The following is a 12,683-nucleotide window of genomic DNA, read 5'->3' on the forward strand; positions in this document are numbered from 1 at the left end:
GTATCCTGCACCCCTTGAAATTGAGACCACCTTCACGACATGGTCCTGAGCGGACCGAGGAGGTGGCGAGATGGCAACAGACACAACCGAACCGATTGAACGGTGGACGGCCAAACGGCGCGTGGCGCTGGTGGTCAGTCTCCTGAAGGGAGAGACGTCGGTGGCCGAAGCAGCCCGGCTGCATGGGCTGACGGTGGCCGAGATCGACGACTGGCGGGAGAAGTTTCTGGTGGGAGCGGAGAACGCGCTTCGGACTCGGCCACGGGACGAAGAGGCGCTTAAGGACGAGCAGATCAAGAAGTTGAAACAGAAGATCGGCGATCTGGTCCTGGACAACGACATCTTACGGGAGGCCTTGAAACCCTACCCTTTGGACCGGAAGACATCCGACGCGTGAGAGGCACGGTGTCGGGTGTCTCGGAGCGGCGGAGTTGCCAGGTACTCGGTGTCAGCCGCGCGGGCCTGCATCGGACGGCAGGGAGCGACCGGCGACGCTCTGTGGCGGATCCGCCGTGGACGGAGCGATTGCGGCAGCTGATCCAACAGTATCCAACGTTCGGATATCGGCGGCTGTGGGTGCTCTTGCGATTCGGGGACGGACTCCGCATCAATCGGAAGGCCGTCTATCGTGTGCTGAAACAGAAACGGTGGTTGGTGCATCAACGCGTCTCCACCCCACGTCCTCGCGTGCAAGGCTGGACGAGTCGGGCGGATCGCAGCAACGAACGTTGGGCCATGGATGTGACGCATATTGATTGTGGACAAGATGGCTGGGCGCATCTGGCGGCGGTGATTGATTGTCATGATCGGGAAGTGATGGGCTACGAGTTTGCCTTGCGCAGTCGGGCGAAGGAGGCTGAACGGGCGGTCGAAGCGGCGTGCCTACAGCGATTTGGGACCTTGCGTCCGGTGGGCGCACCGGTCCTCCGCAGCGACAATGGCCTGATCTTTCAGAGCCGTCGGTTCCGGCAAGCCTGTCGAGACTATCGGCTGCAGCAGGAGTTCATCACGCCGTACACGCCGGAACAGAATGGGATCATCGAACGGTTCTTTCGGAGTCTCAAAGAGGAATGTGTCTGGCAGCACGCGTTCCAGACGTTTGAGGAGGCGCGGCGGGTCATTCGAGACTGGCTGCGGTGGTACAACGAAGAGCGCCCGCATCAAGCGCTGGGCTATCGAAGCCCCGTCCAATATCGGGCCCAACAATCAACTCAGGTGGCTTGATTTTAGGGGAGCACTACACTGGGTCGCTCGCCTTGCCAGGCAACAATTCCTTGATCCGCTTCCATTGGCCGTCGCGGAGCTCGCGTCTCGCCATTCCTCCCCCTGGGTTTTGACCTGTACTGCGCCCAGTACAAGACAGCGGAGGCCTGAATGTCAACAGATCCTAGGGCATGAAGAGAATTATTATCGCGACGGTTTCTGCAGAAACGACCTAATCAATTGATGCTCACGCTCCGCGGTGCGTTGGGAGATTTGAGATCTGAACCACCTCCTTCATATGCGCCGATATCATGAGTTACTCCCTGCGGCCTAGGAACATTTTTAATGTCCACACGGACCTCGTCTAGGGCTACCCCAGCATCCATCGCAGGGCTGAAGGCCTGAATCCTGAAATCACGGGCAGTGGCATTGACGAACTTTGGATCGTCGATGACATTATGATCGATAACAGAGCCAACTCCCTTATTGATGATTTCGCCGGAAGTGTTTGCGAATACGATGTTATTTTGCACAATCGTATTAACTGGCATTCCATTGAGTCCAATCTGGATATTGACACCCCAGCCTTTGTTCCCATAGACCGTATTGTTCCAAACCTTTACATTCGCGGCGCCATTGGACACGAAAATACCACCCGCACCATTGCCATATACGATGTTATTGTAGAGATGCACGCCATCGATGATGGCCGTTCCATCATAATAGTCAGTATCCTCGAAAACCAAAATGCCTGGCACGGTAGATTCTGAAGAGGAGTTATTGTCATAGACCCTATTCCCTCTAATGATCGCATTCCGTATGGGCCCGGGAAATGCATGAATGCCGCCGCCATTATTACGGTAAATCTCATTCCCGTCAAGAATGACATTATCCCCATAAGCAAAGTAAATTCCGTACTTACGCGACTTGATACCTGGAGGCGGTTGATTGTCGTGGATCTTGCAGTTGAGCACGTGAATGTCACTGCCTTTGATGTGCAATCCGCTACTTTTGAAGTTCTTAATTTCAAGATTGCGAAGAATGAAATGATGATTACCATCACGCAGATTCCACGCGGTGCCGTTGCTACTATTAGTCCCATCCAGAATCAAGTTTTCAAACACAAAGTACGCCAGGTTACCTCGTGCTTTTATGGGGCCATAGCTATTGTCGACAGGATCAGTCCGCAGCAGTGTGACCGCTTCACCAGGATACCCAGCAATTGTTAGCCAGGCGTTCGCTATGCCAGTTTTGGGGGGATCTTGAAAATTCATCTGTTCAGTATATGTTCCACCACGGATATAGAGTGTATCTCCTGGCTGCAACTTGTTGATCGCTTGCTTGAAGGTTCCAAACGGCTGAGCTAACGTGCCTGGGTTGGAGTCATTTCCCGTCGTCGCGACATAGTAGGTAGCGCCCTGCACTTCGGTGGTCCCGAGCAGTGCAGCTATGAGCCACAGACCATACAGTTGAATCAGTCTTGTAGATGAAACTATTCTCCAAGAATTTTCCATATTTAGTCCCCATATCAATACGATTGTCATTATCCCAAGTATTGTGCCGCCGAAACAACTGGATCGAAAGACTTGAGCATGAGCAACTAATTTGAGCATATCCCATGCCGTAAGTTAGTCTCCTAAACTATTGACTTTAGGCATGACTTCTTGCCCTATTAGATAATAGACTTCACCGAAGGTTCAAAATTGTACAGTTGATGGGGCTGAACCGATTGAGGGGGTGATCCTGAAATTCTGACAGTATGATTAAGTGAGTGTCTGAGTGCACCGCAGCCTGGAGGCGAACCAAAGGAGCGGGGGGGGGGGGGGGGGTGAAAGGAAGGAGAGGGAATCACGGGGCAACCTTTAAGGGGGGGGGGGGGGGGGGGGGTGATGAAAGGAACGAGACGGAATCACGGGGCAACCTTTAAGACACAAGTGGCCCTGTCCCGATTGACTGCGGCCCAGGCCACCCACGAGGTGCCACTTACGAGCCCAGAGATTCTGCCCAGAGCAGTGTAACGCTCTCTAACTTCGCCGGCCCATCCGTATCGTGACCCCTTCGACTAACAGCCGCTGGATGAGATACTAGATGTGCCTGCACTCGAAGCGTTCCAGGGGAAGAGGGACTCTCAATGCTGAAAGGTGAGTAGTGATCTGACTACCCTCCGATACAGCACAGACGCCGATAAGTCGCAGGAGCGGGGGCATTCAAAGACAGGATTCTGCAATCGGATTCTATCACACAGGTAGGTCTTCTTTAGGAAGTCTGCAGATCACAATCCGAAACTTTCCACTTGGTCCCCGAGGAATCTCAGTCATTGGCTGCATAACTACCTCTATATCTCCCATTCTTTCTTTTAATCGCTGTACAATCACACGTTCATGATCTGAGTTAAAAGCCGGGGTGGGTACAAAGTTCACCCGTATACAGTCGAGCGTTTCCTGCACGATTTGCGCCTCCCGTAGGCCAAGATCGCCGTTAAATACTGCACCAAACCTACTAACCTGCCTTCCGTCCTTTGTATAAAGAACATCCCCTGTCCTTCCCTCCACCGACCCAAGAACCGGTAAGGTTCGTCCGCATTGGCACACCTCAGCACTATCGATAAGTCTCCCTCGATCACCAACACGATACCGGATCAGAGGCATATCAGGATTCAACAGGCCGGTGCATATCAGTTCGCCTGATGTACCGTTCGATACGGACTGCCCGTCTTGGATTACCTCCACCATTCCGATTTCAGGCCATAGGTGCAACCAGCCAAACGCACATTCGCTCGCCATAGCAACCATCTCTGCCATTCCATAGGTTTCACGAACCGGGCAGTTGAACGCTTCAGCAATGGCTGCTCGCTGATAATCATATACTGGTTCGGCGCTCGTGATTGCGACTGCCATTCGCACTTCCTTTCTACCTAACCCTAACCCCGCCTGAGCCAATGCATATAAAGACGAGGGATAGCCACTAAGATAAGTAACCCGATAGCGAGAGATTGCCTCCAGGTAAGAGCCAATGAGATCCGGCGCAAGGTGATAGGAGGACATATAGAGCTGATTCAACCCCTGATTCCACACCCAAAAGGGGGGCTTCCGCTGACTCACAGGAGTAACTAACCGGCCAGCGACCATCGCCAAGCGGTTGTGGCGCGAGAGTCCATTCCAACGGAGAGTCCTGGCCTCGTTCAACGCATACAACTCGCGAATCGTCTTTCGACTCTGCCACAAACTCAGCGGCTTGCCCGTGCTCCCACTCGTATGTTCCTGAAACATTTGCGTCACATCACAGTCATCTGCAACAAATGCGCGAGGGTTCTCTCTGAGCGATTCTTTTTCCAAGATTGGCCAGTTTTCCAGGTATTCCCAAGATGCCTTATCTCCTGCACGACGTCGTGCCACCCATTGCTCTCTATAGTATGGTACCTGTGTGGCTGCACGACAAAGCACATACCGCAGTCGCTCTTCTTGCGACACTTTCCACTGGTCAGGAGCCCAGCTTTCGCGGGTAAGCGCTTCTTGTACAAGGCGATCAGTCTCTGGGCCATAGCGCCAGGACTGGAGGTAGAAACCGCGAAGGCTCGCCGCTACTGACCGCAGTGGCGTAGGTAGAGCATGATAAGCTTTGAGGAGTGCCCCCTTCACGTTCGACCTTCTGCGGCGACCTTGGTTAAAAGTTTTTCCCATCTTGGGAGAATATGTGACCAGCCAAACTCCTCCACTTTTCTACGCCCGTTATGAGAAAGGCGCTGAGCCAATTCACCTTCAGTTACGATGCGCCGGATTGCAGCGGCCATCGCTGCTTCATCACCAGCAGGGACAATGAGCGCATCCCACTCGTCCTTGAGTAAATAGGGGATGCCTCCCACATTCGTACTCACAACGCATAACCCACAAGCCATGGCTTCGATTACGCTGACAGGTGTATTATCAACCTTCGCCGTGTTTAAAAAGATATCACCCTGCTGAAGCCAATGAGCAGTTGCACTCTTAGGAACCTTGCCAGGGCAGGTCACTCGATCATGAACTCCGAGTTCCCGAGCCAAACTCATCATCTTGTCACGACTTCCATCCCCCTTATCGGGGCCGATCATCTGTAGCCTCACCGATGAAAAATCTTTGGCCAGTAGCGAGACAACCTTCACAGCAAGAGAAGGGTCATAGATATCGTGAAAGGCCCTGAGCCACATTAAGTTTAATGTTGGGTGTGCGCGATGCTTAAAAGAGTAGTTTGTCAACTCTAATGAATTTGGTAAGAGCACGATGTCCTGCCGATAGGTGCACATCTGCTCCAAGAGATACCCTGAAGGAGCGGTGACTACAGAAGCACTTTGCAACAAGTGCGGAACTCGTTTCCCCGAGCGTTTTGCAAAGGCAGGAAGATTTCCGCCGTGAAGTGTCAACACATATGGCTTCTTCACGATTCTCAAGGCCAAACAAACCAATTCAGCCCACAGGAAGGCCGGCCCACTGAATACATCGACCTGCGCGACTTGATATCGGTTTCGATACCGCCACACAGTCAGCAGAAAGTCGACTAAACGTGCAAATCGACCAGGCCGCGAGGACGTCGTGGTGACTGACCAACCGGCAGCCTTGAGCCCCTGGGCAAGATCTTCACACACACCCCGCACACCTTTACTCGCAGATAGAAAATTTCCGACCAGTAATACCGATGGCCGGCTCTGTTTTTCAGAAGTCATGCACTACTCCAAAAATGATAAATCACTTATCTTCTGATTTTCCGATTAGTGTAACCCGACATTTATTTCATCCAGAGCATGGAGCAAGATTACCGGATGCTGACGGTTGGTGTACGTGGCTCAGCTCTCACCGGAGATAAGACTTAAGCGGAAACGGATTGTCAGCATACCCAAGCTTAGACTGGTCCTCCAGCTGCCACATGAACAGAAAGAAGGAAGACTATCCGTTGAGCTAGCGCCTCTCGCGACAAACCATCACTGAAAGAACCGTTGCAGAATGCCTTAACCATCGGCTCATAGCCATCCTGTTGAAAAAACTCCGGGAGCGGGCTGGATGGGCTCAGCAGGGATTCCCTGACTTGAGACCTAAATTCACCGTTCACCCACCGATCTAGCGGAACTCCGAAACCATGCTTAGGCTTCCTGGCAACACTGGATGGGAGCTGCCGAGCAGCAACTTCTCGAAGCACCAACTTGCACTCACGGGCTTTTACCTTGAGCTTATGTGGCAAGGAGAGTCCGAATGAGAACAGCTCCTCGTCCAACATTGGAACTCGCACCTCCAGACCTTCCCTCATACTGGCGATATCCACCTTAAATAAGAAGGCACTTGCCAATGTCACACGTGCGTTAGCTTCAGTTGCCAATGCAGACAATCGCTCAGTTCGATCTACATTGTGAGGCAGTCGGTGTTCCCATTGTTGTTCAAACAATCGGCGAATCGGCATCATTTTCTCATGGTCCAGACATAAACGGTGCAGTTCGTCCCTATGGATCCAGGTGAACAGATCCTGAACAACCTGCACATCATCCGCTTGAGCAACCTCCCGTAATCGACTAGGTATATGGGCTGGCACAATTGCTGGGTTTACTAAGGGGCCAAGCGCGAGAGCAATCGTTTCCCACACAACACCAGGTAATCGCTGCATCCGCGCAATTCTCGCCAGCTGCCAATAGACATCATACCCACCGAATCCCTCATCTCCACCATCTCCCGAAAGCGCTACAGTAACATGGCCACGCATCACACGGGATACGGCATTCACAGCAAAAATGGAAAGGTCAGCAAACGGCTGACCAACGTGCTTGAGCAAGCCTAAAACCTGTTCCCAGGTCCCCCGGCCCTCCTCCATATCAAGAGTGGTATGACGACTTCCGATATGCTTGGCCACAGCCAATGCAGCCGGCGTCTCATCGTACTTCTGGACCGAGAATCGAACATTGAAAGTTCTCAGCGTTCCTGCAAGCAGCCGTTGAGCAGCTGTGCTAACCAATGAAGAATCGATCCCGCCGCTCAGCAAGGCGCCAAGGGGAACGTCGCTTTCCAATTGGCGTCGGACCGCTGCTGTGATCAACTCCTCGACCTGATCAACAGCCTCCGATAACGATCTCCTTTGATCAGGTGCAATAACCCCCTTCCAATACTGACGCGTCTTCCAGGCGACCTCACCATCTTGCACCAGGTGAGCCTCAAGGATCTCTCCAGCTTGGACTGCGCGAATACCGCGATAGAAGGTCTCGGGAGCGGGAATATAGAGCAGGGAGGTGGAGTCATAGACTGCCTGCCGGTCAGGTCTTGTATCGATTCCTGGCACGCAAAGCAAGGCTCTAAGCTCACTCGCAAAAGCCAGCCACGCCTTCGAAGGAGCGTAAAAGATCGGTTTTATCCCAAAGCGATCGCGAGTGATAAAGAGTGTTCTGGTGCGACCATCGTAAATCGCAATCGCAAACATTCCTCTCAAACGCTCAACAAAACTGGCACCTAGCTCTTCGTACAAATGTGGGATAACCTCTGAGTCTGAATGTCCTTTGAAGGTGTGCCCTTTCCCCTCCAGATCTTTCCGTAACTCTCGATGGTTATAGATCTCACCGTTACAAATACTCCAGATTGTGCCGTTCTCATTTCCCATCGGCTGGGCGCCAGATTCCGATAGGTCAATAATGGAGAGACGCGTATGGACCAGAGTAGCAGACGGAAAAGACCTAATACCGTAACCGTCTGGCCCCCTGTGATGCAGCGCCTGCCGTATGCAGTCGGCAACTTTTTCGCCTCCTTCCTGATAACCGATCCACCCACCAATTCCGCACATCCTACTTGTCCTTCCAGCCTTCGGCCTGATAGGCCGCAAAGGTCTCAGACCTCAGGCGATCAATCCCAAACGCTTGCTCAGCCCTGACTCGACCGGCATCTCCCATTCGCTGACATAACTCGCGGTCCGCAGCAAGGATCGCAATACGGTCGGCAAGGGCACCCCCATCTTCCCTTGGCACTACAAATCCGGTCTTACCGTTGTCGATAAGATAGGGAACATCACCGGCATCTGTCGCAACAACGGCACGGCCGCAGGCCAGTGCCTCCATGACGACATTGGGACAGCCTTCATCCTCAGAGGTATGCGCCAGAAATGCCGCGCCAGCGAGTAAATCTGAAATATCTCGCCGAGCCCCCAAAAACCTGAACAGATGTTCCACATGAAGGTTCCTGGCCATTGCCTTCAGTTCATCGCTTAACGGGCCCGCTCCGACATGCACCACCTCTGGGCAAAGCCCCCTGGAAACAAGAGCAGCAACGGCTCGGATCAATCGGTCCCATCGCTTCCGTGCATACATATTCCCCACTGCCAGTATATATCCCCGTTCAGGATGAGGCCGAGGAGAGAAGTGATCCAGATCAACAGCGTTCCGAATGACGTAGATTCGACTTGAGCGAAAGAGTGTCGTCGTTTGCCGCGCATTCTGTTCCGCAGTGACACTGTTGAAAATCTGAGCAGACGGCCAGCGCCCACAGAGTCGCCCCAACACTCTCCCAGTTTGTCGACGGTCTAGAATGAAGTTGTTCCGAACCGACCCGATCGGTATGGCTCCCGTGCCTCGAGCTGCCCACCAGGCCACAATGTTTGTATAAAACGTGCAAGAATGAATCATCTCCGGTCGAACGGCAGATACCAGGCTACACAGCTCCCGCAGCTTAGCTGATCGTGTCACGCTTTCCCCTAGACGCAGCACCGGGACATCAAGCTCACAGAGTGCCCGAGCATACTGATCATCAGGGGAGTTGCCCCATACGGCTACAATCGGTTTGTAACGACATCGATCCATCGATCGAATGAGATAGAAAAGCTGGCGCTCTAATCCACCTAAACCCAACTGGCCTACCAGGTAAAGGAGGCGGCATCTCATCTGTCTGAGCTGATCTGGGGCCACCACGGATACAGCCGAGCTTGGCACAGCTTCCCACATCACCATACTCATCACTCTGTAGTTTCTAAAAAGAACGGCCCTGTGTTCTGCACACACTGCGCTTAGGCAGTTATCGATCTTCGACTGCCTTCAGCCTGGATTGCCCCGGCAGCCAATGCAAATATGACGACTGTCCACGGCGACATGAATGTGTAATCAAGTATCATTATTTCGAACAACGCGAACGCAACCAATGGAGGAACAAGTGCAGCTTCTCCTGCCTGGACTCTCTCCATAATACGCAGAGAGCCGATTGCTACCCTCGCCAAGTACCCCAGAAAGCAGATCAAGGGGATAATTCCTGCACCTAATGAAATATGAAGAAGTCCATTATGGGGATTCTTAAGCTGTTTCCCCGCTCCCCGGTAAATTTGGATTTCACCCAAACCGACACCGATCCAGGGTGAGTCGATTATCCTTTCTATGGCCACAGCAAATAGTGTTTCTCGCCCCGTCTTTTCCGCTCCTCGATTAGTGTAATAGGTGATCTCATCATCGAACACGCCGGACACATAAATCAGACTGATTAAGAGGACTAGAAACAAAACAGGGACAAAGCTACGCTTCAGTGCTGAACGAAATCCAACGACACAGGCTAAGGCAATAGCCAACACTGGCGCCCGACTAACCGTGATTGCAACAATATAGAAGCAGCCGAGTGCTGTAGCCCAGGAGGCAGCTCGCAGGATTGGCTTCTGAGATTGAAGCCCCGCAAATATAAAATGCACTGTGCAGAAACCAAACCACATCCCTAGCCCATTTGCGTTCATGCCTGTCCCCACAGCCGTAGCTCGCATAATTCCACCATCGGCCTTCAAGGATATAAACGGCAAGCAAGTGATACCTATTGCCAAAGCGAGTAGTGCAAACCGCTGCAAAAACCCAGGGCGCCGAGATAGAGGTTGAGCGGCAATCAGCATGGCCAGCCATTGGACAATAAATATACTTTCGGCCGATGCGCGCTGACTCCATTCATGGAAAACCAATTGTATTATTCCCATGAGGATGCCGGTACTGAGAGCCAATGCAACCGGTCTATAGACTCGCAATGAGTGACTCCCCGTGCTCAGAAAGCAACCCGCTGCCACAAGCACTAATGTCCCTGTGCCTAGTAGCGGGATGACAATACCTAAAGCCCCACCAAGCATTGCGTAGAAAACGCTCAGATACCAGGCATACTCCCAAAAAGCCGGAGGATATGATCCTGTTTCATAGGCACTCTGCTTAGCAATCTCCCCCTCATCATTTTGCAAATTACTTGTCGTAACCATCACACACCCACCAACACGACCACTAGCAGCATAGAGGTTGAAGCACTCCGCGATCGTCCATCTTGCATCACAGCGGCTTAAAACTCCCAGTCTTCTCAGCGACTCGTCGCTCTACGATGGCCAGATCAGAATCAAAGCTATACCCAAGAGCATGCGCATCGGCCAGTTCCTGCTTTGCCCGATCCAACTGGCCACCATGTATGAAGTACATAACTTTCGCTGCGTGGACATTCGCTCGCTTTTCGCAGCTCACGATTTCCATCGAATAGGCGAATGCCTTGTCAACCTCCTCGTCTGAGAACTGCGCCACGGACCACTCCTGTTTCAGTAATTCCTGCGGTAGCGCCCGACTTAGCCGAAATATCATGCTGCCGGATAAGGGTACGTCATACACCGGTTCGAAATAGTCTCTGAACCGATAGTGAATCGGGTGAATCCAGGAAGTGAACCAATGCGCAAAGTCTTGATGCATAATGAGGCTAACCTCAGGTATGAGAGCTGGGAAAAAATTCTGCACTACCCCAGTTGCTGCGCCCCAAGATTTCATCGCATCAATCAGAAGGAACTCGATCGGAGTTCCATACCACTCCCCCTTGGCAAGATCACCGGGACACGGCACGACATATCTGCGCCACTGCGCAGTCCTGCGTTCATATTCGTCCAGGAAAGAATCACCAGTCTGATACTTTCCTTCTAACTTTGTGCCTTTCACTCCGCTATCCATATAAGAACGCCAAATGAACTCATCATAACCGTAAATAGATGTCTTGAACGGAGCACGAGGATTATGTTCCACTCCCATTGCAAGCGAAATTGTCGTGCTGCCGAGCCAGCAACCAAGATCTACGATATGCCCCCTTCCGGTAAAAATGTGCTTGCCGTACCAGTACAAATATGCTCGCTCGCTTAACGCAATCATGCCCTGTAGCTGACGAAGCCTTGGTGAAAGGACCATCGCTTGAGAAGCGGCCTGCATAGCCACAGAACTACTAGTTGAATGGCGAAACACATGACTTAAATAGCTTATGCAACCACGAGCGAAAATTGCCACAACCTTTGCGCGTGACTTGAATCTCTTCATGAAGGGAGCAGTCACCGGTCGATCCGAAACGGTAGCCATCTGTACCTCCTCACACCTTCTGCAAATTTAAGCTCTCTCCGTTGAGAAGCGACGCCTCTCTCCTGCCATAGAGACGCTTGCGACCGCAGCTTCGAATGCTTGGACCGCGGAGGTGGGACTATGTGTTTCTTCCACGTGGAGTCGGGATCGCACCGCCATCTCCTGACGACGCTCTGGGGAAAGTATAAGGGCCTGCACCACCGCAGCGGCTTCCTCAACCGTCTCAGTCACCTTTCCCAGCTCACAGTTTCGAATCTTGTGATCGGGGTCGATGCGTATGCTCACCACCGGCGTTCCGGCAGCCCAAGCTTCTAAGAACACACTGGGAAACCCCTCTCCCTCCGACGTCGAAAGAAGCAGACTTGCATCCCCAATAGCCTTAAGAGTCTGGTCTGGAGCTACGTGGCCGCGATAATCCACATTTGGGAGAGATCGCAACTGTGTAAGGATTCCCTCAATCGTATTGGCATCCCACAAATGCAGCGTTGGTGCACCACATATGGCAAAGCGAATCGTCGGCAGCCGGCGCGCAATTTCGAGCAGGAGATCAGGGCGTTTAACCGGCCTGATGACAGCCGCCCAGACTACAGTTCCACTACGTTCTGAATGAGGCGTCACAGTGGGTGGAAGAGACACAATCCCCGGAAGAATATATGCCCTCTGCTTCCAGCGCAGAGGCAAATACTCTCGCTGCCCGGAATGTTGAATAAAAATGATATTGGAACGCTGAAGCCCCCACATATATATCGGCCACCAGTTCTTACGTCGCCATAACGCCCGTTGCGGCTGCACATCCAGATCATGCATTACTGAAAAAGCCGTCCGAACTCCTAGCCATCGAGCAACTTCCGCAGCTGGTCCCCATAGTGCATCGGCACACTGCCAAAAACACCAGTCCGGTCGTTCAATTCTGAGAAGTCTGTACCAAGTCAGCAGGGAATGCGTATGGCAGCCAAGGCCGAGAAATTTCACACCATCAACGACTCGCACCTCTCCATCTTGCAATGCAGATGACACTCCCACCGTGACTGACCAGCCTGCATGTGCCAACGCACGCATCAGATGCCACCCGTAACGCTCGGCTCCGCCGCACACAGAAGGATCTCCTGTCGCGTACCCATATACGGGATTGTTTAGATAGACGATCTTCATC

General features: G+C 52.5%; 10 protein-coding genes. 2 read left to right on the top strand and 8 right to left on the bottom strand.

All coding sequences use genetic code 11. The features are described 5' to 3' along the window. The first annotated feature begins 70 nt into the window (after window positions 1-70). Both COMA1_RS08730 and COMA1_RS08735 read left to right on the top strand, forming a co-directional pair. A complete protein-coding gene (locus tag COMA1_RS08730; RefSeq protein WP_090747029.1) occupies window positions 71-397 on the top strand; it encodes a helix-turn-helix domain-containing protein in 327 nt (108 codons plus the stop codon). Then, the gene (locus COMA1_RS08735) at window positions 394-1,224 is read left to right on the top strand and encodes an IS3 family transposase (RefSeq protein WP_090747032.1); all 831 of its coding nucleotides are present in this window, start codon (window positions 394-396) and stop codon (window positions 1,222-1,224) included. Before COMA1_RS08730 ends, COMA1_RS08735 begins: the two co-directional genes overlap by 4 nt. A 215-nt stretch (window positions 1,225-1,439) precedes the next feature. Here COMA1_RS08735 and COMA1_RS08740 read toward each other — a convergent pair whose 3' ends face one another. From COMA1_RS08740 to COMA1_RS08775, 8 genes are all read right to left on the bottom strand, one after another. Further along, the gene (locus COMA1_RS08740; RefSeq protein WP_176697955.1) at window positions 1,440-2,717 is read right to left on the bottom strand and encodes a right-handed parallel beta-helix repeat-containing protein; all 1,278 of its coding nucleotides are present in this window, start codon (window positions 2,715-2,717) and stop codon (window positions 1,440-1,442) included. Window positions 2,718-3,440: 723 nt separating this feature from the next. Continuing rightward, window positions 3,441-4,598, bottom strand: coding sequence for a phenylacetate--CoA ligase family protein (locus COMA1_RS08745; RefSeq protein ID WP_176697956.1), 1,158 nt, complete (start codon window positions 4,596-4,598; stop codon window positions 3,441-3,443). Window positions 4,599-4,837: 239 nt separating this feature from the next. Continuing rightward, window positions 4,838-5,899: a glycosyltransferase family 4 protein gene (locus tag COMA1_RS08750; protein WP_090747042.1), complete on the bottom strand. Its 1,062-nt coding sequence runs from the start codon at window positions 5,897-5,899 to the stop codon at window positions 4,838-4,840. A 176-nt stretch (window positions 5,900-6,075) separates the two neighbouring features. Continuing rightward, window positions 6,076-7,989 carry an asparagine synthase (glutamine-hydrolyzing) gene (gene asnB / locus COMA1_RS08755; RefSeq protein WP_090747045.1) on the bottom strand — a complete coding sequence of 638 codons (1,914 nt, stop codon included), beginning with the start codon at window positions 7,987-7,989 and terminating at the stop codon, window positions 6,076-6,078. Window position 7,990: 1 nt separating this feature from the next. Then, a complete protein-coding gene (locus COMA1_RS08760; RefSeq protein WP_176697957.1) occupies window positions 7,991-9,079 on the bottom strand; it encodes a glycosyltransferase family 4 protein in 1,089 nt (362 codons plus the stop codon). A gap of 122 nt (window positions 9,080-9,201) precedes the next feature. After that, window positions 9,202-10,410, bottom strand: coding sequence for an O-antigen ligase family protein (locus tag COMA1_RS08765; protein WP_090747051.1), 1,209 nt, complete (start codon window positions 10,408-10,410; stop codon window positions 9,202-9,204). 67 nt (window positions 10,411-10,477) lie between these two features. Then, window positions 10,478-11,530 (bottom strand): hypothetical protein, encoded by a 1,053-nt coding sequence (locus COMA1_RS08770; RefSeq protein WP_090747054.1) that lies wholly within the window; start codon window positions 11,528-11,530, stop codon window positions 10,478-10,480. A gap of 27 nt (window positions 11,531-11,557) precedes the next feature. After that, window positions 11,558-12,682, bottom strand: coding sequence for a glycosyltransferase family 4 protein (locus COMA1_RS08775; protein ID WP_090747057.1), 1,125 nt, complete (start codon window positions 12,680-12,682; stop codon window positions 11,558-11,560). Window position 12,683: the final 1 nt, after the last annotated feature.

The sequence above is a fragment of the Candidatus Nitrospira nitrosa genome, assembly GCF_001458735.1.
GTDB lineage: Bacteria > Nitrospirota > Nitrospiria > Nitrospirales > Nitrospiraceae > Nitrospira_D > Nitrospira_D nitrosa.

Bases quoted from the DNA above. Each gene is read 5' to 3' on its own strand.
- COMA1_RS08730 (WP_090747029.1), top strand. From the start codon at position 71: ATGGCAACAGACACAACCGAACCGATTGAACGGTGGACGGCCAAACGG.
- COMA1_RS08740 (WP_176697955.1), bottom strand. From the start codon at position 2,717: ATGGAAAATTCTTGGAGAATAGTTTCATCTACAAGACTGATTCAACTG.
- COMA1_RS08750 (WP_090747042.1), bottom strand. From the start codon at position 5,899: ATGACTTCTGAAAAACAGAGCCGGCCATCGGTATTACTGGTCGGAAAT.
- asnB (WP_090747045.1), bottom strand. From the start codon at position 7,989: ATGTGCGGAATTGGTGGGTGGATCGGTTATCAGGAAGGAGGCGAAAAA.
- COMA1_RS08760 (WP_176697957.1), bottom strand. From the start codon at position 9,079: ATGAGATGCCGCCTCCTTTACCTGGTAGGCCAGTTGGGTTTAGGTGGA.
- COMA1_RS08765 (WP_090747051.1), bottom strand. From the start codon at position 10,410: ATGGTTACGACAAGTAATTTGCAAAATGATGAGGGGGAGATTGCTAAG.
- COMA1_RS08770 (WP_090747054.1), bottom strand. From the start codon at position 11,530: ATGGCTACCGTTTCGGATCGACCGGTGACTGCTCCCTTCATGAAGAGA.
- COMA1_RS08775 (WP_090747057.1), bottom strand. From the start codon at position 12,682: ATGAAGATCGTCTATCTAAACAATCCCGTATATGGGTACGCGACAGGA.